General features: G+C 45.3%; 25 protein-coding genes. 8 read left to right on the top strand and 17 right to left on the bottom strand.

From position 1 onward, the window contains the following. Positions 1–12: 12 nt before the first annotated feature. The 5 genes from ACQCT5_RS00475 to ACQCT5_RS00455 form a co-directional block, all read right to left on the bottom strand. Positions 13–555, bottom strand: coding sequence for a short-chain dehydrogenase (locus ACQCT5_RS00475; protein ID WP_499637705.1), 543 nt, complete (start codon positions 553–555; stop codon positions 13–15). Continuing rightward, entirely contained in the window at positions 552–1,112 is a 561-nt protein-coding gene (locus ACQCT5_RS00470; RefSeq protein ID WP_499639063.1) for a GNAT family N-acetyltransferase, read from the bottom strand. Before ACQCT5_RS00470 ends, ACQCT5_RS00475 begins: the two co-directional genes overlap by 4 nt. A 168-nt stretch (positions 1,113–1,280) precedes the next feature. After that, positions 1,281–1,751 carry a hypothetical protein gene (locus tag ACQCT5_RS00465; protein ID WP_499637702.1) on the bottom strand — a complete coding sequence of 157 codons (471 nt, stop codon included), beginning with the start codon at positions 1,749–1,751 and terminating at the stop codon, positions 1,281–1,283. Positions 1,752–1,792: 41 nt separating this feature from the next. Next, positions 1,793–2,173: a VOC family protein gene (locus ACQCT5_RS00460; protein ID WP_499637699.1), complete on the bottom strand. Its 381-nt coding sequence runs from the start codon at positions 2,171–2,173 to the stop codon at positions 1,793–1,795. 53 nt (positions 2,174–2,226) lie between these two features. Continuing rightward, a complete protein-coding gene (locus ACQCT5_RS00455) occupies positions 2,227–3,474 on the bottom strand; it encodes a helix-turn-helix domain-containing protein (RefSeq protein WP_499637696.1) in 1,248 nt (415 codons plus the stop codon). A gap of 151 nt (positions 3,475–3,625) precedes the next feature. Here ACQCT5_RS00455 and ACQCT5_RS00450 point away from each other — a divergent pair, with 151 nt between their 5' ends. The 3 genes from ACQCT5_RS00450 to ACQCT5_RS00440 all read left to right on the top strand — a co-directional run bounded on the left by ACQCT5_RS00450 (position 3,626) and on the right by ACQCT5_RS00440 (position 8,457). After that, on the top strand, positions 3,626–5,914 hold the full coding sequence (locus ACQCT5_RS00450) for a beta-glucosidase (RefSeq protein ID WP_499637693.1): 2,289 nt from the start codon (positions 3,626–3,628) through the stop codon (positions 5,912–5,914). Between the two features lie 107 nt (positions 5,915–6,021). Further along, positions 6,022–7,404, top strand: a complete 1,383-nt coding sequence (locus ACQCT5_RS00445; RefSeq protein ID WP_499637690.1) for an MFS transporter — start codon at positions 6,022–6,024, stop codon at positions 7,402–7,404. A 636-nt stretch (positions 7,405–8,040) separates the two neighbouring features. Further along, positions 8,041–8,457, top strand: a complete 417-nt coding sequence (locus ACQCT5_RS00440) for a GNAT family N-acetyltransferase (protein WP_499637688.1) — start codon at positions 8,041–8,043, stop codon at positions 8,455–8,457. Between the two features lie 43 nt (positions 8,458–8,500). On the opposite strand, the gene ACQCT5_RS00435 is transcribed toward ACQCT5_RS00440, so the two are convergent. The 5 genes from ACQCT5_RS00435 to ACQCT5_RS00415 are packed head-to-tail and all read right to left on the bottom strand — an operon-like array spanning position 8,501 to position 11,234. Beyond that, entirely contained in the window at positions 8,501–8,809 is a 309-nt protein-coding gene (locus ACQCT5_RS00435; protein WP_499637685.1) for an Mpo1-like protein, read from the bottom strand. 3 nt (positions 8,810–8,812) lie between these two features. After that, on the bottom strand, positions 8,813–10,030 hold the full coding sequence (locus ACQCT5_RS00430; protein WP_499637682.1) for an MFS transporter: 1,218 nt from the start codon (positions 10,028–10,030) through the stop codon (positions 8,813–8,815). After that, entirely contained in the window at positions 10,031–10,573 is a 543-nt protein-coding gene (locus ACQCT5_RS00425; RefSeq protein WP_499637679.1) for a GNAT family N-acetyltransferase, read from the bottom strand. It abuts the gene before it with no gap. Next, positions 10,570–11,040 (bottom strand): YdbC family protein, encoded by a 471-nt coding sequence (locus ACQCT5_RS00420; RefSeq protein ID WP_499637676.1) that lies wholly within the window; start codon positions 11,038–11,040, stop codon positions 10,570–10,572. The genes ACQCT5_RS00425 and ACQCT5_RS00420 overlap by 4 nt, the downstream gene beginning before the upstream one ends. A gap of 2 nt (positions 11,041–11,042) precedes the next feature. Next, entirely contained in the window at positions 11,043–11,234 is a 192-nt protein-coding gene (locus ACQCT5_RS00415; protein ID WP_499637673.1) for a hypothetical protein, read from the bottom strand. Positions 11,235–11,337: 103 nt separating this feature from the next. Between ACQCT5_RS00415 and ACQCT5_RS00410 the strand changes: the two genes are divergently transcribed. The 4 genes from ACQCT5_RS00410 (at position 11,338) to ACQCT5_RS00395 (ending at position 12,886) form a co-directional block, all read left to right on the top strand. After that, positions 11,338–12,069, top strand: a complete 732-nt coding sequence (locus ACQCT5_RS00410) for a hypothetical protein (RefSeq protein WP_499637670.1) — start codon at positions 11,338–11,340, stop codon at positions 12,067–12,069. Positions 12,070–12,073: 4 nt separating this feature from the next. After that, positions 12,074–12,292 (top strand): hypothetical protein, encoded by a 219-nt coding sequence (locus ACQCT5_RS00405; protein ID WP_499637668.1) that lies wholly within the window; start codon positions 12,074–12,076, stop codon positions 12,290–12,292. Continuing rightward, on the top strand, positions 12,289–12,672 hold the full coding sequence (locus tag ACQCT5_RS00400) for a YhfM domain-containing protein (RefSeq protein WP_499637665.1): 384 nt from the start codon (positions 12,289–12,291) through the stop codon (positions 12,670–12,672). The genes ACQCT5_RS00405 and ACQCT5_RS00400 overlap by 4 nt, the downstream gene beginning before the upstream one ends. Positions 12,673–12,733: 61 nt before the next feature. Beyond that, entirely contained in the window at positions 12,734–12,886 is a 153-nt protein-coding gene (locus ACQCT5_RS00395) for a hypothetical protein (protein WP_499637662.1), read from the top strand. Positions 12,887–13,137: 251 nt separating this feature from the next. Here ACQCT5_RS00395 and ACQCT5_RS00390 read toward each other — a convergent pair whose 3' ends face one another. Next, complete coding sequence (locus ACQCT5_RS00390) at positions 13,138–14,010, bottom strand: LysR family transcriptional regulator (RefSeq protein ID WP_499637659.1); 873 nt, start codon at positions 14,008–14,010, stop codon at positions 13,138–13,140. A gap of 252 nt (positions 14,011–14,262) precedes the next feature. On the opposite strand from ACQCT5_RS00390, the gene ACQCT5_RS00385 reads away from it, so the two are divergent. After that, a complete protein-coding gene (locus ACQCT5_RS00385; RefSeq protein WP_499637657.1) occupies positions 14,263–15,567 on the top strand; it encodes a uracil/xanthine transporter in 1,305 nt (434 codons plus the stop codon). A gap of 88 nt (positions 15,568–15,655) precedes the next feature. Here the strand turns inward: ACQCT5_RS00385 and ACQCT5_RS00380 are convergent, their stop codons facing one another. The 6 genes from ACQCT5_RS00380 to corA all read right to left on the bottom strand — a co-directional run bounded on the left by ACQCT5_RS00380 (position 15,656) and on the right by corA (position 21,703). Continuing rightward, entirely contained in the window at positions 15,656–17,620 is a 1,965-nt protein-coding gene (locus ACQCT5_RS00380; protein WP_499637654.1) for an FtsX-like permease family protein, read from the bottom strand. Further along, complete coding sequence (locus ACQCT5_RS00375) at positions 17,610–18,380, bottom strand: ABC transporter ATP-binding protein (protein ID WP_499637651.1); 771 nt, start codon at positions 18,378–18,380, stop codon at positions 17,610–17,612. Before ACQCT5_RS00375 ends, ACQCT5_RS00380 begins: the two co-directional genes overlap by 11 nt. Positions 18,381–18,459: 79 nt before the next feature. Continuing rightward, positions 18,460–19,470 (bottom strand): sensor histidine kinase, encoded by a 1,011-nt coding sequence (locus ACQCT5_RS00370; RefSeq protein ID WP_499637648.1) that lies wholly within the window; start codon positions 19,468–19,470, stop codon positions 18,460–18,462. Then, complete coding sequence (locus ACQCT5_RS00365) at positions 19,463–20,161, bottom strand: response regulator transcription factor (RefSeq protein ID WP_499637645.1); 699 nt, start codon at positions 20,159–20,161, stop codon at positions 19,463–19,465. The genes ACQCT5_RS00370 and ACQCT5_RS00365 overlap by 8 nt, the downstream gene beginning before the upstream one ends. A 127-nt stretch (positions 20,162–20,288) precedes the next feature. Next, the gene (locus tag ACQCT5_RS00360; RefSeq protein WP_499637642.1) at positions 20,289–20,747 is read right to left on the bottom strand and encodes a hypothetical protein; all 459 of its coding nucleotides are present in this window, start codon (positions 20,745–20,747) and stop codon (positions 20,289–20,291) included. Further along, the gene (corA, locus tag ACQCT5_RS00355; protein WP_499637639.1) at positions 20,744–21,703 is read right to left on the bottom strand and encodes a magnesium/cobalt transporter CorA; all 960 of its coding nucleotides are present in this window, start codon (positions 21,701–21,703) and stop codon (positions 20,744–20,746) included. Before corA ends, ACQCT5_RS00360 begins: the two co-directional genes overlap by 4 nt. Positions 21,704–21,774: the final 71 nt, after the last annotated feature.

Raw genomic sequence — 21,774 nt, 5'->3', positions numbered from 1 at the left:
GCTCACCTCAAATCACGGCCGCCGCTCCCAAGGATCCAATACACCAACCAAACTTACCTCGCGCCTACCAGCTACCGCCTCAATTACACCTATTGCAATCTCATCATTCCTCAGCCAACGTGAGCCTCCACCCTGCAGCACAAACCCGAGCTGAATCTGATGATAGCTGCAACCAGCAGGAATACTTACACTTCCTTTCACTTCTCGCAAGTTCGCCCTGCTTCCAAGCACATGGAACAGCGACCATTCCCCACTTTGATTTCCAACAGTTGAAATCACCTGTCCCAGAGCCTGCGGAGCATCCGAATGAATCCAGGCCACCACCAACTCAACTGGCCCGCTTTCCTCAACTGCCCGTTCAAGTCCAGCAGCAAACTGAATCTCAATCTTGTAATCTACCAAGACTGGACTGATGTGCTCGCTCCTGGCAGTTAGCCTCTGCATACGTCCTGCATCTCGACCAACGACCGAGACATGATATCCCTCTATTGCAAGCCAAAGTGACACCTCTGAAAGCATTCCCGTCCCGCCAATCACCAGCGCATGCTTCCTCACTTTTTCACCTTTGCAAAGATGCAGGTATCCCGTAGGCTGCCATCTACACCACGGTCATCATTTTGCAGGATGCCTTCCAATGTATAGTTCAATCGCTCTGCTACCGCACGACTCTTCACATTGTTCGGATCGCAACGGATTTCCACCCTGTTTGCCGCCAGCTCCTCGAAGGCGAAGCGTGTAATTCCTTCGACCGCTTCGGTGATATAGCCTTTTCCACTCTGTCTCGTATCAATCCAATAGCCGATCTCGAATTTAGGGACGTCCCAATTGATCCGATGCAGGCCGGACGATGCAATGAATTCCCCTGTCTCTTTCAAGAATACTAGTAATCTAAGATCCTCTCTTTTCAGGAATTTCGCATGGCTCTCTCGGAGATTGGCCTCGACTCCCTCAAGCGTCTGCTCGTAGTTTGCAAACGGCAGCCAGGGCTTCAGTTCCTCCAATGATGCCGCAACCCCGTCATACACAGCCGGCCCGTCCCCAGGCATTGGCATTCTGATCATTAATCTATCTGTGGTAAATTCAGAAGGAAAATCTTTTAAAATAGGATTTATCATTCTCCATTGCTCCTTGTATTTGAAATAAAAAATAAGCTTTGCCCTATCGAAATAGAGCGAAGCCCGAATATGTAATCCGAATACCTACATATATTCGATGATTTTTGCCACAATCCCTCTAAAAAAGAAGAAACTCCGTTATGCCAGGAAGCTCACCAAGGAACATCAGATTTTCTCCATATACGTCCCATCTTCATAGACCATATAGACGCCAACCGTTCCTGAACCGCCATTCTTCTGCATTTCTTTTGAGACAAGTTTAATCGTGTAGAAGGATCCGGAATCGTCCGTTTCCAGCGTGCCTCCCATATCGTCGAATAGGATGTCCTCATTTTCTTCAAGCTCCAATACATGCTTAAGATATTCGATGGCATCGGCGCTGGAAGCGATGTTTACGCTGCCTTCTGTTGTTTCGGATTCTGAATCGCCTGCTGGTTCCTCTTGTGATTCGGTAGGTTCTTCTTCGTCCTCTTCTGAGCCGGCAGCTTCCGTAACGCTCTCTTCATCCTCTTTTTCTGTAGACGGAAAAGCCTCTTCCCCTCCTTTATCCTCTACGACAGCAGCTCCTGTTTCCTTATCCTTCGTCTCACTGGTTTTTGTTTCCCCACAAGCCGCCAATCCGCTCACAAGCAACAACAAACATACCCCTACAAAAAATTTCTTCATGCTTCGTATATTCACTGCTCCTCATTAAACTCAATCAGATTCCGGTCCGGGTCCATGCAAAAGATCTGTTTGAAGCCGCTTTTGCTCTCCGGCTTCGCCTTGACCTCCAGCCCCTTCTCCTGCAGATACTTCAACGTATCATCATAACTTTTCACCCGAATGGCAAAATGTCCATCCCGGCTGTCGAGCTTATCGCTTGTCCTCAATGTTTCCGCCTCGCTATTCTGAATCAGATGTAGCTGCGTAGTGCCCACCTGATACCACGCTCCCGGAAAGTCGAAATCAGGACGCTCTATCTCTGGAAAGCCGAGGACAGTTCCGTAAAAGTGCTTGGATCTCTCAATATCCGTAACGCTTAGACTGACGTGATGAAAATTTTCCAGTTGTATCACAAGACCACTCCTTTATTTTTATGTTGTGGACTATTATAGCATTTTTCCAGAATTCACTTAACCACTTGATATAAAGTCCGGTATCTCTTGGGGGTATGGCCGGTGAACTTCTTGAATATCTTCGTAAAATGACTTTGATCATGAAAATTGAGCCAGGTGTAGATCTCCGTCAGGGAATAGCTCGATAAGGTGAGTAGCTTGATTGCTTCCTCCACTTTTTCTTTTTGCATGTATTCACTCAATGACATTCCGACTTCTTTACGGAAAAGGGAGGAAAGATAGTTTGGATGCATGCCCGCAACTTCTGCCAGCATGGAAAGGGTAATCTCCTCATAAAGGTGCTTATAGATGTAGGTCTGGCATGCCATGATCGGCTTGGAGTATTTGTTGAGATTGCTCTCATGAACCCGGTCGGCAAAGGTGCATAGTGCACTGTTCAAGAGCGCTTGGACTTCACTTACATTCTTCAGGTCCTCAGCGGATTGGATATACATATCACTCATCGTATAGGCCAGCTCCGGCTGCAGCCCTCCTTCCATAGCAGAACGGGTCGCAAGTGTAATTGCGGAAATGAATAAGTTCTTCTCGCTGCGTAATTGACTTGATTTTGATAAAAGACCAAGCTTTCCCATGACTGGGCTGTTTAGCTGTCTTAAAATGTCTTCTTTCCTGCCGTCCTGAACTGCCTGAAACAGTTTTTTCTCAAACATCACACTTGCATGGAAGGCGATCTCCTGTCTGCTTTTGGAAACATGCAGTTCCACAGGCTCCTGCATCAAATTTTCCATTTTCACCACTTCTAGTTGCTGAAGCACTTCCGTTATATCTATCTTTTTATGATAGACAAGAAAATAGGCAAGAATCGCTACATGCAGCAGCTGCACCTTACTGATTCGGGGGACTGTCTGGTAATAGGCTCTCAGCTCTTTATGCGGAATATCAAATGCCAAATCATTATAAAGCCCAGTAAATACCTCTTCAGAGAGATCAGAATAAATGGATGGTCCGATAACAAGATGCCCGGAATATTGACTTACGCTCCCCACCTTGATCGTGATGACCTGTTCGAGAAAGCGGGTTGATTTTAATACAGGTACATCCGGAGCGTCTTCAAGTAAATGCAACAGCTGATAGATTTCCTTATTTTCCGCATAGATGGGGTTAAGGGCAAAATCCACCGGAAATTTTTTCAGCACCTCTCCCTCTTTGCTTATATAAAAGACTGGTATTTGAACAGTTTCGTAGAGTATCTTGCAGATAAACTCGACATCGTCCGTATCCCTGATCATCAATACTTCCATCAAAATCCTCTCCACTCTTTGAAAACGCTTTAAAAAAAGAATCATCTGCATTATTTTCATACCATTTTTATTAAGATTATACCAAAAATAAATAATGAAAACGGTTAAAATTCGAAATAATCAATAAATATAACTTCTAGGAGGAAAGACAATGACGAGAGATATTTCCTATTTACTGCAAGAGTTAACGTTGGAAGAAAAGGCGGGACTATGCTCGGGCTTGAACTTCTGGCACACCCAGCCTGTAGAAAGACTAGGCATCCCATCCATCATGGTGACGGATGGCCCTCATGGATTGAGAAAGCAGCGCGAGGGATCAGACAATCTTGGAATCTTTGACAGTGTCCCAGCCACTTGCTTTCCGTCTGCGGCAGGCTTGGCAACATCGTGGAACCGAGAGCTTGTAAAACAGGTCGGCGTCGCGCTTGGAGAAGAATGCCAGGCCGAGGATGTGGCGGTTCTGCTCGGACCGGGAGCAAACATTAAACGTTCCCCACTCTGCGGCCGTAACTTCGAGTACTTTTCCGAGGATCCTTATCTATCCTCTGAGCTTGCTGCAAACCATATTGAAGGGGTGCAAAGCCAAGGGGTCGGCACTTCCCTAAAGCACTTCGCAGCAAACAACCAGGAGCACCGCCGCATGTCCACTAATGTGGTCGTTGATGAAAGGACGTTACGCGAAATCTATCTGGCAAGCTTCGAGGGGGCGGTCAAAAAATCCCAGCCTTGGACAGTGATGTGCTCCTACAATCAGGTGAACGGAGACTTTGCTGCGGAAAATAAATACCTGCTGACAGACATTCTAAAAGAGGAATGGGGCCATACCGGATTTGTTGTATCCGACTGGGGCGCTGTCAACGAGCGTGCCGACGGATTGGCTGCAGGACTTGAGCTGGAGATGCCTTCAAGCAACGGGGAAGGCGACAGAAAGATTATCGCTGCGGTCGAGAATGGAACTCTCCCATTGGAAGCGTTGGACCGAGCAGTGGAACGACTGTTGAAAATCATTTTCATGGCAGTGGACCACAAGAAAGAGAATGCAACGTATGACCAGGAAGCCCACCATCAGCTAGCTAGAAAAGTTGCGGCTGAAAGCATGGTCCTGTTGAAAAACGACGAACAAATTTTGCCTCTGAAAAAAGAAGGGAAAATCGCGATAATCGGGGAGTTTGCGAAAAACTCACGTTACCAGGGCGGCGGAAGCTCCCACGTGAACCCGACAAAGCTGGATAGTGTTTATGAAGAATTGGAGAAGCTTGTCGGCAGTAAAGCAAGTCTGAGCTATTCGCAAGGATATCAACTGGATTCTGATGATATCGACCAGGTATTGATCGGCGAATCCAAAGTGGCTGCACAGAAAGCCGATGTCGCCATATTATTTGTTGGTTTGCCGGAACGCTATGAATCGGAGGGCTATGACCGCACCCATTTGAACATCCCTGCCAACCATCAGACATTGATAGAGGCGATCGCATCTGTTCAGGAAAACGTGATTGTCGTCCTCAGCAACGGATCACCGATTGAAATGCCATGGATCAGCAAGGTAAAAGCGGTGTTGGAAGGATATTTGGGTGGCCAAGCATTCGGTGGTGCAGTAGCGGACTTGCTTTTCGGAGAAGTGAACCCGAGCGGAAAGCTTGCTGAAACATTCCCGGAACAATTAGGTCACAACCCTTCCTACCTGAACTTCCCTGGTGAGGGAGATCAAGTCGAGTACAAGGAAGGCATTTTCGTCGGGTACCGCTATTACGACACGAAGAACATCCAGCCACTCTTCCCATTCGGCTACGGGTTGAGCTATACCACCTTTGACTATACGGATATTATTGTCGATAAGAAAGATTTTGCAGACACAGAGACCGTGAATGTCCATATCACCGTGAAAAACACCGGAAGTCGTGCAGGAAAAGAAATCGTTCAGGTCTATGTAAAGGACCTGGAAAGCACTGCTGTCAGAGCTGAAAAGGAATTGAAAGGCTTTGAAAAGGTTGAACTGCAGCCAGGAGAAGAAAAAACGGTTGTGGTCACACTAGACAAGCGCTCCTTCGCCTACTATGATGTGGCTCGAAAGGACTGGCATGTTGAAAGTGGGGAATTTGAGATCCTCGCCGGCAAATCATCTGAGGAGATCGTACTTTCCGAAAAAGTGATGGTTCACTCCACATCTCCTAAATTAACAAAAATGGTAACGAGAAACACAATCGTTGGGGACATCATAGGCGACCCTGTTCACGGACCGGTTATCCAGGCAGCCCTACAAGAAATGAATAAGAACAGCGGGTTAATGGAGGCGATGCAGGATGGCCAATCGGAAATGATGATTGCGATGATGAAATACATGCCACTCCGCGCGCTCGTGAATTTCAATGAGCATTTTACAGAAGAAATGCTTCAGGAGATTCTTCAAAAGTTGAACAATACAGAACTCGTAAACAATTAAAATGGATGAATGGGTTACGGCGGGAAGACGTTGCCCATTCCTTCCATCTTTCTTGGATAAAATGAGAACGCTTTAACCATTATGGATCAGGGGAGGAATATTTCAAAATGAGTGCAATTCGAAAAACCGATGTACCTTATACTTCCGCTACAGGGGATACTGCCGCAACGAAAATTAGTTTCACTGAGAAATTCGGCTACGGATTAGGGGACTTTTCCAGCAATCTTATTTTCACCGCCATTTCTTCATTTCTACTATTTTTTTATACGGACATTGCCGGAGCCTCCGCAGCCGCAATCGGTACCATTATTCTCTTATCCAGACTATTGGATGGTGTCACCGATATCGGGATGGGTGCCATTGTCGACAAAACGAAATCCAAGCACGGTAAGGCACGACCTTGGCTCTTATGGATGGCCATTCCCTATACCATTTCTGGAATCCTTTTGTTTACAGTACCAGACCTTGGTCCTTTCGGAATGCTCGTGTATATCGCCATCACCTACAACCTGATTCATATCATTTATACGGCCATCAATATTCCTTATGGAGTCCTCAATTCCCTTATTACACAGGATCAGCATCAGCGCTCCTCCTTGAATATCTACCGTATGTTTATGGCGCTTTCAGCAGCAATCACCATCATCTTTTTCACGCTTCCACTCGTCAATGCTTTTGGTGGCGGAAAACAGGGCTGGATTATCACATTCTCCATCTTCAGTGCTCTATCAGCTATTTTATTTCTTATTACCTTCTTAACAACGAAAGAAAGAGTGAAACCAGCCCAGCAGGATAAAACACAAACTGTTCCTTTAAAAGTCGGATTGAAAGCCCTTTTCCGAAACAAATATTGGGCTTTGATGGTAGCATTCATGCTTATCACCTTTACTGGGGCCGGAATCGCAGGCGGATTGGGCATCTATTATGCTCAGTATATCCTGAATAATCCAAACCTTGTCGGCCCACTCGGGTTTGCAGGATTGTTCCCAATGCTGTTCGGATTATTGTTCATCTCACCGTTGATTAAGAAATTCGGCAAAAGAAACTCTATTATCGCCGGACTTGTTCTCGGACTAGTTGGGACAGTCATCATATTAATCGATCCAAGCAGCTTCACCCTCGTTCTGATCGGATCGATTATCAGGGGTATCGGTGGTGTTCCACTTATCGGTTCCATCTGGGCCATGCTTGCTGACACGATTGAATACGGTGAATACAAATCCGGCGTCCGTACAGAAGGCCTTGTCTACAGTGCTGGAAGCTTCGGGACCAAAGTAGGCATGGGCCTCGGCGCTGCCATTATGGGTTGGGCACTCTCTTTTGGAGGTTATGTCGGCGGGGTCACTGAGCAATCCGACTCTGCAACGGCCACCATCCTATTCCTATTTGTCTATGTACCAGTCATCATTACCGCCATCCAGCTGATCATCCTCTACTTCTACAAGCTGGATAAGGAGTATCCGGAGATTTTAAAGAAGCTGCAGAACTAAGCTTAATAGTCGTTAACAGTCCAACTAGGTTATGTTGGGCTGTTTCTATTTATTGTGGAATTATGACTTTTGATTCCTTTACTCGGGCGGGTTTTCTGGGGTGAGGGAATCATTATGGGCTTTTGATTCCTTTACTTGGGCGGGGGTCCTGGGATGAGGGAATCATTATGGGCTTTTGATTTCTTCACTTGGGCGGGGTTCCTGGGATGAGGGAATCATTCTGGGCTTTTGATTCCTTCACTTGGGCGGGTTTTCTGGGGTGAGGGAATCATTCTCGGCTTTTGACTCCTTCACTTGGGCGGGGGTCCTGGGGGGATGGAATCATTCTCGGCTTTTGATTCCCTCACTTGGGCGGGGGTCCTGGGGTGAGGGAATCATTCTCGGCTTTTGATTCCTTCACTTGGGCGGGTCTCCTGGGGGGATGGAATCATACCAGGGCTTTTGATTCCTTCATTTGGCCAATTTTCCCAAAGTGACGCTATGAAACCTCTTCTTTCGTACCGCTTCTCCTACCCTCACCCGACCGTGACGGTACCATCCCCATTCATCACCCTATAATTTATAAGAAAACCATGAAGGATTTATAGATTCTCTGAATAATAAGTAATAGATGCGAATTATAAGGAGGAAAACTGAATGATAGAATATGAGATTCTACAAAATATATCTCCAACACTGGATGAATACATCTACTTATGTTCAAGTGTCGGATGGAAAGAATATATGAATTTTGATGTTGCGGAGATCTCACTTCGAAATTCACTCTTTTCGGTTGTTGTAAAGAATAAGAACGAAATAATCGGTATGGGTAGGATTGTAGGGGATGGTGCCATCTATTTTTACGTTCAGGATATAGTGGTTCATCCTGATTACCAGGGATATGGAATAGGTAAAGCGATTATGGACGGCTTGACAACATACATAGATGAACATGCTCCAGCTAAGGCATTTATCGGATTGTTCGCCGCTGACGGGAAAGAGGATTTTTATGAAAAGTATGATTTTAAAAATTATGCTCCAAATATGACTGGAATGTTCAAAGTAAAGTCATAGAACGCAAAAACGCTTGGGTCCCATCTTCCAAGCGTTTGTTCCATTACTTCGGCAACACCCTTCTCCCCGTCACCAACTCGATACTCCTCATAAAAAACCAAGTAAATCCCGCATAAAACCCTAGCCATGGCCGTTTAAACGACGCAGGCTTATTACCTTCAAAGTAGAAATGACCAATCCACGATAAAAGGTAATGCAGCACCCCCAAACAGATCGTCACATAAACATTGATAAACAAGAAAATCCACGCCAAAAAGGCAAACAGGAATGCGAAGTAGTGCAGAACCTGATTCCATTTATTGCTATGTGCATGTTGATAATGCACTAAATCACTCCGGATTTTTTCTCTCATCAACTACGCCTCCAATTTCCCCTCGTTAAAATGGACTTGTTTGGACGGCAGCAGCACCGTGATAAAAAGTCCCACAGCCAGCACCACCCCAGCAAAACTGAAGACAATGCACGCAGTTTGGATCGTAAACAAGTCAGCCGCTACACCAAGTATCAAGGTCAACACAATCTGTACAATCGCCTGCAGCATTTCAGCCAAGCTGCCGAACCGCCCCATAATCTCCACAGGGACACTCTGCTGAAAAAACGTCGCATAGCCAGCGTTCGCGAAGGCCATGAAAAATCCGAGAAACACAAATGCCAAAGTGGCAGTCCAGAAGCTGAAGGATGCATAGAATAAGAGATAACCGACGCTCGTAAAAAGCATCCCCCCTCCGATGTAAAACCGAAGCGGTACCCTGTTCGCCACCATCGCAGCAGCCGCCGCACCTGCCAATGCCCCGAGACCAGTCAGACTCACAATCAATCCGTAATCCTGATCAGTCAGCAACAGATGCTGCTTGATGAACGTAACCTCCTGGGAATCGAGCGCAAAACCGGTCAGCATCGCGCCTTGGAATAAAAGATACACGACCATGAAGTAGGTGGCGCCCTGCGCAAACCTTTTTACAATCCGCCAGTCTCCCACAAGCATGCTCCAGGTGACACGTTCGCGCTTTTCTTTTACCAACTCATCGACATTCGGCAATAGGTAGATGAAGAACGCACAAACCAGGAATGTTGCCGAGTTGATGAAAATGCAGAGCTCCGTCCCTACCAGCATGATAAGCACCCCTGCAATTGCCGGTCCCAACAAGAAGGCGCCTGAACTCGTCATGCTCATCAGTGAGTTGAACCGTTTTCTGTCTGCCGCAGGAATTAATTTTGTTATGTACACGGAAGAGCTCGGGCCGAAAAAAGCACCCGCTATATTAATCAGCAATAGCAGAAAATATATGACCCATAAGGACTCGATGAATGGAATCAGGAAGACGAGCAGTCCCCGTACCACATCCACCCCGATCATCAGCTTCCTTTTATTGACCCGGTCGATAACACTCCCCGCCCAGGTATTCGTAATCAAAATTGCAATCGGGCGGATCACGTAAAGTCCGGCAACCGCAGCTGCCGAACCGGTCAGATTTAGTATCGATAGATTGATAGCGATGAGGTAAATCCAGTTTCCCAGATAAGAGACGCCGATTCCTGCAAGCAGCAGAAAAGGAAACTTCCAGCTTTTCATCTACTCACCCGCTTTGGCTTTTTCGTAATCTTCCCGTAAAAGTCCATAATAAGTCAGGTCAATGTAGCGCCCAAACCTCTTGGCATGCTGCTTCCAGGTTCCTTCATGCGTCATGCCGAGCTTCTCCATGATGCGCCAAGAGCCAGGATTATCGCTGTATGCCCCTGCAAAAATCTTGTTCAGCTTGAGCTCCTCAAAGCCATATTCCGTCACCGTCTGAGCAGCCTCTGTTCCAAAGCCCTTGCCCCAGTAAGGCCGACCTACCCAGTACCCAAGCTCCGCTCTTTCATAGGCTGGAGTCAGATTGAGATTGATCAGTCCTATCAAGCTATCACTCTCTTTTTCCACCATTGCAAATAGTACAAGATTTTCCTTCTTGCTGAACACTTCAACGAAATCCTTTCCTCCGCCTTCCGGGTAAGGATAAGGGACATTCAGCGTTGTCTTTGCAAGCTCATAATCACCTGCCAGTTCCTCGATCCGTTCTGCATCGTCGATATGTACCTGCCTAAGATTAAGCCGTTTTGTTTCAAGTGTTGTCATGATTCATTCTCTCCTTTTTTTACATTCCATTTCGGCTCCAACTCTATTAAGCTTGCATCTTTTATTTGAGAAATAGAAACTCGGAGATACTCCCCTTTTGCATTAAAAAATGTAGTAGCATCCCCCTGCCCCGTTTCACTCACATATAACCGGCCAGCCGACCCAGCCCTGTCTAACCATCCTCGCTTCTCAAGTTTCCCTTCAAACAGTTTGACCGTTATGGAGCGATAGGTATTCCCTTGATTATTTTCGAGAAAAATAGTGTCATGAATATGCTCCATAAAATGCTGATAGGCCTGCCTGCTCTCCCAAAAACCGAAAATCACCGCTTGACCGTTTTCACACCAGCCACCAAACTGACCAAGAAACCCCTCCACTTCAGCAAGATCGCTCCATTTTTTCTGGGCTTTTGAAAACCCCGCACGACTCTCTTCCTCTACCTGACACTTGATGTATTTGATCAGCATGGCTACTCCACCTTGATAATGATTGGTTCATCCTTTTTCACAAACGGATCGATTCCGTAAAAAATTCCCAAACCCAATGCAATAACAATTATAATGGAAATAACAATTATTTCTAATTGACCCTTACTATCCTGGGCCTTCACCTTTTCACGATACTTCACTTGAACACGTTTCTTCTTGTCATCTAGTTTCATCGTGACCCCTTCCAGTAGCAAATAATTGAATTTTTAAAAATATAACACAATAGATTGGTAATTTCACTAGGAATTGTAAATTTTTTCACAAGGGAGTTATAAAATGAAAAATTTTAATTGGTCGCTGTTCGGTACGATTATTCTTGTTATCACAGTAACCTGGTTTGCCTCTCACCTCCTCACACCCTCGGGCGATAAATATGCCGGGATGTCCATCGTCCCAGAGCATCACAAAGATATTCCCTTTTACAATGGCTTGAAATTTAAGGATCAACGGTATGTCACTAAAGGTGATCAGTGGCAGGATATTTATCAATATTATTTAAATGAGCTACCAGAATTAGGGTGGAAAGCGGAATCTATCTACTCTGCCCTTGATGACGATACTTCGGAAAATGATTGGAGCGGCTTTTATTCCCGTTGGACGAAGGAAGGGTTCGATGGTGTGCTCAGGATCTCTGCCAGCTACAATCAAGTGGCCGAACAAACAGAGGTTACGTTTGATAAAACACCGATTCTCACTGCGACAAAATGGATAGAGGATACACCGGATCAGCGGATCTGCATCTATCAGGATCCCGAAGATCAAGGGTGTACAGAAATTACCGACGAGCCGACGATTATGTCTATCGTGCAATTTATCAATGAGTCATTCGATTGGGACGGAAAAGCTATGCCACGTATTAAAACAAGTTTGATAGAAATCGGAAATACAACCATCACCGTATTTTATGAAAAGGATCAAGAAATATATTTTCAGTCAGATAAAGGGATAAAAAGGATGAAACCAGACGCCGAGTTTTTTGAACTTACTGACTTGGAGATAGGAGAATGAACCCATGAAACCCATCCTTACATTTATCATCATCTATATATTGCTCAGCCTCCCTACCATGTTCGGCTTCGGCTGGTCCGTTGAATGGGTGCAGGGCGCCACGTTCTTTCAGAAAATGAAGGTACATCTGTCGGAGGGGCTCTTTGGGTATTGGTTCCCGAAGGTCCTGATAGCCGGAATAGCGGGAATTCTAGTTTCTATCAAAGCGGGGGTAAAACAATGAAAAAGACAATTACAGTCCTATTTTTACTATTCATCATCGTCGGTTGCAGCAAATCCAATTTCCCATCCGACCTTAAGCAGGTGGAAGTATATGAAATGGCCTCGTTTTCGGAAACTGTGGATGAATCATTGAATACTTTTACTAATAAAAATGAAATCGGAGTATTCACCAATGCTTTTGAAACAGCAAAAAGGGAGTCTGGCACAGCTGACATGGCTGATCCGCAATATAAAGTAATACTCGGTGACAATACGTATTATATGTGGCTTCCGGAAGAGGCTGGCAACATGTATGGCTCTTTCATGGATGTTACAGATACTCATACACTCTATGTTCTCTCCAGACAATACACCGATGAGCTTGTAGGGGTATTAAAGTAGATTGATGTTTTGAACTAATCAATTTGAGTTATTATGTAAGAAAACAATTGGAGGTGAAAAAATGTCTATATCTGAAAAGATTATGAAGGAACTTGATATGTTAGATGAGCAAGAAAGACAAGAGGTTTTAGACAAAATAAAAGAAAAATACATGGCTAAAGATGTAGTTCTACTTAGTAAAAGTTATGACTGGCGGGATAACGAGGAGGACTAAACAACGCCGAATTAACTGTTGATGTTGATGTCATTGTTTCACCAGTAACGAGTAAATTGCCAAGAAATGAGTTTGATGTCATTATCGAATATTGGGAATAAGCAGGCCTTCTCAAACCTTCTGTAGTACGCACCTCAAAGATAATCTCCATACATGGATCAGAATTAAAGCTAAAGTTAGGCACCCTTCATGAACATGGTTTAGATAAGGTTATATATACATGTAGAAAACTATTATAATGTAGCGAATGATTACTCCCCAACACTCTTCCGATACATCTCCAAAAACCGCTCCGCCACATTGGACAAGTAATACTTCTTCATCCAGGCAATTCCATATTGAGATACAAGGTCGGCGTCCTCCATAGGATAGGAGTGGACATCGGCCTTTTCGAAAATGTGCATGGCATTTTCCGGTACCATGGTTGCACCGAATCCTTGCTGGACCAGCCTGGAAAGTAGGCTCAAATCTGAGCACCCACAGACAATATTGGGGGTCAGTCCGTGCTTGGCAAAGGCTTGAACGGAGAAGTCATAGAGTCCCTGTCCTTTGGTGCTTGGCAAAATAAGCGGCACCTTAGAAATGGTCGAGAGCGTTACTTCAGCTGTCCAAGGCGCCCTGTTTACAAAATAGAATGGTTCGGTTTTCAGCATGATGCTTGAGAACTCCTCGGAATGTACCGGAAAACGGATGATGGCGAGATCGATCACCCTTTCCCTCAATAACTGAAATAATTGCACGGATTCATTTTGATGGATTTCATAAGTGACTGCTGGATATTGCTCCCTGAATTCGAAAAGAAGCTGTGGCAGTGATGTTTCAGAAAGTGTGTTCACACCGAACTTCAACGCTCCCTTCAGACCTTGTCCCACCTCTTTCACTTCCTCCATGCTTTCCTCCATCATCTTGGTGATTTGGACCGCATGATGGTACAGCCTTTCACCGGCTTCCGTAAGATGAAGCTTTTTGCCCTCTCTGTAGACAAGCGCAACACCAAGATTCTCCTCCATCTGCTTCAGCTGCTGACTCAGCGGTGGCTGGGACATATGCAGTTTTCTGGCCGCCTGTGATATGTTTTTCTCTTCCGCGATAACAGTGAAATAGCGCAACTGCCGGATATCCATGGTTCTCCCCCCAATCATATGTTTTACCTATGATTTCTCAACAAAACAAATATCATACATATAGTTGTACATATGGTACCATATATTAGGGGAAAGGCAGGATGAATATATGAAAACGATTCTATTTCTATTGATATTGATACTTATCCTAATGCTTGTGAATATATGGGGTTCAAACGATTCGAAAAAACGCGTGGCCCCGCTTCAGGAAATCGAGGTTTTTGAGGAAACAGATAAAAGAGGAGTCTTACTATGAAAAATCTGCTATCATCCTTTACAGTCTTTTCATCGATACAATGGCTGTTTTTTATTTTTGCCAACACCGTAGTCGTTCCTCTATCGATAGGAGCGGCTTTTGACGTTTCACCGGAAGTGAGCCGGGTGATGCTGAGTGCATCGCTTCTGTTCACAGGGCTGGCGTGCATTTTCCAGGGCTGGATGGGCCACCGCTATCCACTGTTGGAAGGGCACTCCGGTCTATTATGGGGCGTGATGCTGAACCTGGGATTGACCGCTTCTTCACTTGGCATGAGCTTCACGGAAATAGGAGGCGGACTTGCAACAGGTCTTCTGCTGGCTGGCGGTGTCACGATGCTGATGGCCCTTTTCGGCTGGACCACTGTTCTTCCTAAAATCTTTACGCCGATGGTGATGACGGTCTACTTATTCCTGCTGACCTTCCAGCTTATGATGGTATTCTTTCAGGGGATGCTTGGGATTACGGATGACGGCACCATGAACGTACCGATCAGTCTACTATCCCTATTCCTTGTTATCTTTGTCAGTGTACTGAAAATTAAGGCACCAAAAGTGATCGGGAACTTTGCGATATTGATTGGAATTGTTGTGGGATGGATGCTTTATGTGGTTCTATTTCCGGAGAGCGGACAGGAATCTCCAGCTGCAGCCTTTTCATTCAGGTTATTTCCACTTGGTGCACCTAATCTGGAATATGGCATTATCACCGTCGCGTTCTTTGCTGGCATGCTGAATTTGAGCAACACGATCGCTTCCGTTCAGGCAGCAGCAGAGCTCTATCGTGAAAAACCAAAGCCCGCCCAGTTCCGGAACTCGTTCTTCTTTACAGGATTGTTTTCGATGGTGGCGTCCTTGTTCGGGCTCGTGCCGTATACGCCGTTCACTTCCACCATTGGATTTTTACAAAGTACACGCATTTTGGATAAACGGCCGTTCTTCCTTGGTGGGATGTTGCTTGCTGTGATCGGGCTGCTGCCACCATTGACCTCGTTCCTTGTGACGATGCCGATGACGGTCGGGAATGCGGTATTGTTTGTGGCCTATCTACAGCTGTTCGGTACAGCCTATGGAAGCTTGCGTGGAGCAGTGTTCAATTCGGATACGATCTTCCGTCTTGCAGCGCCGGTACTGTTGGGAGTTTGTCTGATGAATACGTCACCGGCTGTATTTGGACCGTTGCCCGTATTACTGCAGCCGTTTTTGACAAACGGATTGATCATGGGGGTATTGCTTTCCATCGTGTTGGAAAAAATCACGAACTGGGAACAGTTTGAGGATAAAGAAATTAGGAAAGCTTGAGAAATGAATGTTTCTCAGGCTTTTTTATGTCCTGGTTCTATGTAAAAAAAGCACAACCTGCCAATCAGGTTGTGCCCGTTTTCAGCCTCTATATTTCCAGCTGTTTCATCATCTTCCTCTTCGCATAAAAATAGTACCCTGTCTGTATCACCAGGTAGATGCTCGCAATCGTGAGGAAGTGAATGAAAAAGCTTGGGTTCTGCATGATTCCGCCTGCATCCTTGGCGAAGACGACAATGTAATGGAAGGCTACGGCCGTTCCGAGCAGTGGTGCGAAGAAAAAAAGCACCTTCAGTTCGCCAGCGTTGAGGCGCTGGATTTCCTTTTTCGTAATTCCGATTTTATACAGCTTGCGATATTTCTCTTTATCCTGCTCGATGTTGGAAAAGACGTTCAGATAAAGCAAAATGAACGATCCAAAGAAGAATAGCACGCTGATAAAGGTGGAAACGAAGAACATGATCCCGCTGGAGTTTCGTTGGTAGTTGTAATCGGCTATTCTGGATGAGGGCTTGAACAATTCCTCTTCTGTGAGATAGGAATAGTGCAAATTGTTGAATAGCGGCGTTGACTGGTTGTGTTCCAACATTTGTTGCTCCAACTCCGCCACAGCAGCCTCTGACTCCTTCCAGTCTTCCACGTTCAGTAGATGGATGCTGGCCTCCCCCTCAGCAAGGCGGTTCTTCAGCTTCCCGTATTCCGCATCGTTTACTACCAGAAAGTCTGTGTATGGATAGCTCAAGTTGTTGACTTGTTTTTCCACAATCGAGTCCTTTAAGGTTAACTTAATGTTTCCTTTTTCAAGGGTCAAACCATTTTCGTAAATGCTATCCCCACCGGCATATTCGGGCATTTGATTGTGAAAATAGATGTACTCCCCCTCCCCGACTACCTTGGACGACCCAGTCAGGCGATGAAAGTCGGACAGTGGCATGAAGGTATAGCGGTTGATCAGATCCTCCCAGTACGGATCCTCTTCATGGTAATCGAAAAGCTGGATGGTCAGATTTTCTTTTATTGGATTCCCTTCAAAAATGGACACTAGTTCCATCTCCGAAATGTTGTTTTTCGTTTCCGTCTCCACAAACGCAATATCATAAGGATGATTGTCCACCACCTGCTTTTCTGTAGCCGAATAGATGAACAGCAATAACGTCGTGTAGAAAATCGTCACCATTCCCATGACCGTCACCAGCATCAGGATCGCCGTAAGCTGTTTGAATTTATATTCCAGACTCGTCAAAAATAATAGCTTCCGATAATAGAATGGTTTATGTTTCTTCGCCATTTCGATAAAGAAGCTCATCGATTGCGAAAGGGCAATATACTGCCCGAACAAGAGCGCAATGGTCCAAACCAGGAGGGTCAATCCGTCGCCACCTGGATTCGACTCGTTCAAATAGTTGAAATAAAGCATCAATCCCGAACCGATGACGAGCGCGACACCGAAACCACCAAGCAGCGGGCTTCGCAGCTTGATCGCATCAGCAACGCGGTCGCTCTTCAGGCTATCAGAAAGCGTTCGGAACAGCGTAAGGTAAAGTGTGATGCCAACTGATACAAGAAAAACAATCAGAAATGCCACGATGGAATAGCTAAACATCTCGAATGAAAGATGAAACGGAACCTGCCTCGTTCCGGCACTGTTCATCAAAACTAGAAAGAATAGTCTTGAAAAGACCGTCCCAGTCAATAGCCCGCTGGCAATGGACGATGCCGCGATCACGCCATTTTCAACCAGCAGGAGCCTCACGATATCCCGATTGGACATGCCCAGGGTCATCAACAATCCGAACTCTTTCCGCCGCCTTCTCGTAAAAATCCTGTGGGCGTAGTTGATGAAAAACACCGTAAAGACGACCAGTGCCACTCCCGGGATGGCCAGTGCGTCCTGGATGGATTCCAGCTCCTTTACCTCCACTATCCTTTTGTTAAAATAAACCGTTGCATACATGAAAAAGAACAAGACAGCAAAGCTATTGCACAAATAATAGAAAATATATTTCCCCTTATTTCGCTTTGCCATCTTCCAGACAAGCTGATTAAAGGTCATGGCTTCTGCCCCCAAGAACGGCAAGGTTATCCATGATCTGGTCCAAAAACTCTTTTCTATCGCCTTTTCTCACGATATAGGAATCAATCCGTCCATCTTTTATAAAGACCACCTTGCGACAGTAGCTCGCCGCAAACACGTCATGTGTGACCACCAATACCGTTGTTTGCAGCTCCTCCACAATTTTTTCAAAGCATTCCATGATGACCGAGGATGATTTGGAATCTAGATTGCCGGTCGGTTCATCGGCGAAAATGATGCTCGGGTCGTTCACAAGCGCACGGCTGACCGCAGTCCGCTGCTGCTGACCTCCGGATATTTTGAAGGGATATTTACTTAGGATGGTATTGATACCGAACAGGTGAGTGAGCTCATTCACTTTTTCCTCCATATCGGCAGCCGTTCTTTTCTCCAACACCATCGGAACCATGATGTTCTCTCTCACCGTCAAGCTGTCCAGGAGATTGAATTCCTGAAAAACAAATCCAAGCCTCTTGCGGCGGAACACGGCCAATTCCTCGCCGTTCATGGAGTTGACCGGGCGGCCGCTGATTTCCACCTCGCCTGATGTTGGCTTATCGATACCGCTCAGCATGTGGAGCAGTGTCGTCTTGCCGCTTCCGGATGGACCCATGATGGCGATGAACTCGCCTTTGTTTATCGAGAGGTCCACCCCGTCAATTGCTTTTGTGGACCCTTCGCCGCTGGATTCCCCATATATTTTGACTAGCTTGCTAGCTTTTAAAATTGGTTCTGTCATTTCTATGTCCCCCCTCTGCTTTCTATTTTTATCTTACATGGTTGCTATTTTCGGAGCCATTTCTCCCACTAAAAATACCTTACAGTTTTGTAAGGTATCGGATGGTGACCTTGGTTCCTTTTGTTACTTCTGATTTGATGCTGATTGTATGGTTCAGCTTGTCGGCAATTTTCCTACAGAGGTAGAGGCCGATCCCTGAAGAATTCCGGAACGTTCTCCCATTTTCACCGGTGAAAAATGGCTCAAAGATCCGCTCCACGTCATACGAAGGAATTCCCGCCCCTTCATCGATAATGGAAAGAAGTGTGTCGGTACCTTCCTTTTCTACAACGAGCCGCAGTTTTTTGCTGCCTTTTTTCAAGCTCGAATATTTAATCGCATTGGAAATGATCTGATCGAGCATCACTTCATTCCACTTCGGATCCGTGATAATAGAGGAAGCCTCCTCACACTCAATTGCTGGAAAGATAGAATGATAGATAAGCTCACTTTTTCTACTATTTATGATTTTTCGCAAGGACTGAAGTAGGTCCACCCCTTGGACTTCCAGGTCGTTTTCAAAGCTATCCATCCTGATCATCGTCAATCCTTGTTCAATCGATGTATGTAATCGTCTGTTCTCTAGCTTGATTTTCTCCAGCACCGCCGTGTTATCTTCTGTTTCCTTCTCGTTCTGGAGCATCAATTCCATCACGGACACCGGCGTCTTGAGATGGTGCATCCAATGGGAAAGAAAGTAGAGTCTTTCCTTGTTCTGCTCTTTGAGATCGTTCAACTCTCTTGAATGTTCATGGTTCGTCTTGCTCATCCATTGTTGAAAAGTTTTCTGTTCTTCCGTGTGTGGATGAAATTCAACAGGTTGATTTTGAAGCATCTGCTCTAGCGCCTGATTCTGTTGAAAATAGCGGAACCAATCCCAGATCAAGTACACCACCAACAGGAATCCCCCTATCGATAACGGGTACCATACCTCCGTGTTGGCGGGCTCGCTCAGATGGAAAAAGGTAACGACAGCTGCCATGTTGAGGAGATAAAAAAGGATGAGGAGCATTCGGTCCTTTAGGTATTTCATGAAAACCTGCTTAATCATTGGATTCACCTGGAACGCTCAGCATATAGCCTACTCCTCTTTTGCTGGTGATGACGTTTGGCATCCCGAGGCTTGCGAGCTTCTGTTTGATCCTCGTCATATTAACCGTCAGTGTATTATCATCGACAAACGTCACCGTGTCCCACACCTCTTCCATCAAGGACTCCCTTGAAATGTATGTATGATGCTGTTCCATCAGCTTTTTCAGCAGCTTGAACTCGTTTTTACTTAACTCCAGCTTTTTGTCGTTAAAGGTTAGGCTCAGCGTATGGCTATCGACGCTCAGTGACCCCACCGACACACTGCTGCTATCCTGTCCCGCGTATTCCCCATATGCCCGCCGTATCGCCGCTTTCACTTTCGAATGCAATATCTCAAACGTGAAAGGCTTCGTCATATAATCATCCGCCCCGAGCTCGATCGCCATAATCTGATCCATTTCCGAGCTTCTCGCAGAAATGATGATGATCGGCACATTCGACTGCTGGCGAATGCTCCTGCATAAAAAATATCCATCATAATATGGTAGATTAATATCCAATAAAACTAGGTCCGGCTGTATCTTTGTAAATTCATCAACGATATTCCGGAAATCCGTTGGGGCGTGCACCTCATATTCGTACCGTCCCAGATGGGCGCAGATCAGTTCACTTAGCTGCCCATCATCTTCAATAAGCATCAATCTGTGCATGGTAAGACTCCTTTTTTTAAAAAGCATGTTTCCGGTAGATTGGTAGACTTGTGCTACAGGTATATTTTAGCAGAAACACGACCTATTTAATGAAACCGAGATGATTTTTATTGGATTGGATACATGATCAATTCGGTTTATTATCTTTTATAAACTCGATCAACTCATCTTGATCATGCGTCCTATAAACGATTTTCTTATGATCGAACACTATGAAGGTCGGGGTTCTATCAATCTCCAAAAAGGCATATTCATCCCTGAAAAATTGGAGCGACTCCTCATGCCACACGGACTGGACATGATGGATGGAATGCTCTTCAAGCAACTCAAATGTGATGGTATCGACTTTTCCAGCCACAAAAATGGCATATTTATTTTCGTCCTCTGCAACGAGATTCTGCATTTTCTCATTGCGCTCCATGAAAGAACAGCCTGACAGAAAAAGTATGCCGAACACGATAAGTAATAGATAGTTTGTTTTAATGGTACATCCTCCTCCATGAAAAAAAGACCACCTTTCCCAGGCAGCCTCCGTCATTATATATATCATTCTACAAGGAGCGGCATTTCCCTTCCTCAAAATCATTTGAACCATCCCTTCATCTTGAACCATATAAACAAGCTCACTCCCATGACCGCCATGACACCTAGCGCAACAAAGTATCCGTAATGATATCTCAGCTCGGGCATGTTCTCGAAGTTCATTCCATAGATTCCCGCAATAAACGTCAGCGGGGCGAAAATGGACGTGATGATAGTCAGGACCTTCATGACATTGTTTGATTGATGGGAGTTCAAGGAAAGATAATTATCCCTGATATCTGCCGTCAACTCCCTGTTGTTCGTCACCATTTCGGAGAGCTTCAGGAGGTGGTCATAGATATCCGAGAAATATTCCTTTCTTTTCAACACGCCACTTAAGCGGTGCGAATTCAACATCCTATAAAGCAGATCCCGCATCGGATTGATGGTATGCCTGAGGTTCAACAAGGCATATCTTGTATCAAACAGCTCCTCCATCAATTGGTTCATCGACTTGTTTTGGGTATTGTCCTCGATTTTATCGAGCTGATCTTCCATGCTATAAAGGAAAGGAAAATAATTATCCACCACATTGTCCAGAACTTCATAGAAAACGTAATGTTCATCCCACTTATTCACGTTCTTTGGTAAGGCCAGCAAATTGTTCCATACATCATTCACTTCTTTGGAAGGGGCATGATGGAATGTGACAACATACTTTTCCCCCAAAAAGAAATTCAGTTCCTCTTTTGAGATTTCCTCTTCCTTCTCCTCAATGCAATGTGTCACATAAAACGTATGGTCCTCATAATAATCCAGCTTCGGCCGCTGCAGTCTATGTATACAATCCTCAATCGCCAGCGGATGAAAATGGAATGTTGTCTCCAGGTGCCCGAGTTCTGCTTCTGTAGGCTGGTCAAAGTCCACCCAGACCCATTTATAGGCGTTCACATCCAAGTTGTCGATCGAAATATCTTTATCTAAATGATGATCCTTTGTCATTCCCACAATTCGTATCACAGTATCTTCCTCTCGCTATTTCCTCAGTTACCTTATACCCCTTTTCCGGGAATTTTAAATCTGGCGTTGAC

It is taken from the genome of Sutcliffiella halmapala (assembly GCF_050107295.1).
Classification (GTDB): domain Bacteria; phylum Bacillota; class Bacilli; order Bacillales; family Bacillaceae_I; genus Sutcliffiella_A; species Sutcliffiella_A halmapala_A.
Note: the sequence above shows the minus strand (reverse complement) of the source record. Positions and strands in the feature narration are given on the sequence as shown.

Bases quoted from the DNA above. Each gene is read 5' to 3' on its own strand.
- ACQCT5_RS00455 (WP_499637696.1), bottom strand. From the start codon at position 3,474: ATGGAAGTATTGATGATCAGGGATACGGACGATGTCGAGTTTATCTGC.
- ACQCT5_RS00450 (WP_499637693.1), top strand. From the start codon at position 3,626: ATGACGAGAGATATTTCCTATTTACTGCAAGAGTTAACGTTGGAAGAA.
- ACQCT5_RS00445 (WP_499637690.1), top strand. From the start codon at position 6,022: ATGAGTGCAATTCGAAAAACCGATGTACCTTATACTTCCGCTACAGGG.
- ACQCT5_RS00440 (WP_499637688.1), top strand. From the start codon at position 8,041: ATGATAGAATATGAGATTCTACAAAATATATCTCCAACACTGGATGAA.
- ACQCT5_RS00435 (WP_499637685.1), bottom strand. From the start codon at position 8,809: ATGAGAGAAAAAATCCGGAGTGATTTAGTGCATTATCAACATGCACAT.
- ACQCT5_RS00430 (WP_499637682.1), bottom strand. From the start codon at position 10,030: ATGAAAAGCTGGAAGTTTCCTTTTCTGCTGCTTGCAGGAATCGGCGTC.
- ACQCT5_RS00425 (WP_499637679.1), bottom strand. From the start codon at position 10,573: ATGACAACACTTGAAACAAAACGGCTTAATCTTAGGCAGGTACATATC.
- ACQCT5_RS00420 (WP_499637676.1), bottom strand. From the start codon at position 11,040: ATGCTGATCAAATACATCAAGTGTCAGGTAGAGGAAGAGAGTCGTGCG.
- ACQCT5_RS00415 (WP_499637673.1), bottom strand. From the start codon at position 11,234: ATGAAACTAGATGACAAGAAGAAACGTGTTCAAGTGAAGTATCGTGAA.
- ACQCT5_RS00410 (WP_499637670.1), top strand. From the start codon at position 11,338: ATGAAAAATTTTAATTGGTCGCTGTTCGGTACGATTATTCTTGTTATC.
- ACQCT5_RS00405 (WP_499637668.1), top strand. From the start codon at position 12,074: ATGAAACCCATCCTTACATTTATCATCATCTATATATTGCTCAGCCTC.
- ACQCT5_RS00400 (WP_499637665.1), top strand. From the start codon at position 12,289: ATGAAAAAGACAATTACAGTCCTATTTTTACTATTCATCATCGTCGGT.
- ACQCT5_RS00395 (WP_499637662.1), top strand. From the start codon at position 12,734: ATGTCTATATCTGAAAAGATTATGAAGGAACTTGATATGTTAGATGAG.
- ACQCT5_RS00390 (WP_499637659.1), bottom strand. From the start codon at position 14,010: ATGGATATCCGGCAGTTGCGCTATTTCACTGTTATCGCGGAAGAGAAA.
- ACQCT5_RS00385 (WP_499637657.1), top strand. From the start codon at position 14,263: ATGAAAAATCTGCTATCATCCTTTACAGTCTTTTCATCGATACAATGG.
- ACQCT5_RS00380 (WP_499637654.1), bottom strand. From the start codon at position 17,620: ATGACCTTTAATCAGCTTGTCTGGAAGATGGCAAAGCGAAATAAGGGG.
- ACQCT5_RS00375 (WP_499637651.1), bottom strand. From the start codon at position 18,380: ATGACAGAACCAATTTTAAAAGCTAGCAAGCTAGTCAAAATATATGGG.
- ACQCT5_RS00370 (WP_499637648.1), bottom strand. From the start codon at position 19,470: ATGATTAAGCAGGTTTTCATGAAATACCTAAAGGACCGAATGCTCCTC.
- ACQCT5_RS00365 (WP_499637645.1), bottom strand. From the start codon at position 20,161: ATGCACAGATTGATGCTTATTGAAGATGATGGGCAGCTAAGTGAACTG.
- ACQCT5_RS00360 (WP_499637642.1), bottom strand. From the start codon at position 20,747: ATGATTTTGAGGAAGGGAAATGCCGCTCCTTGTAGAATGATATATATA.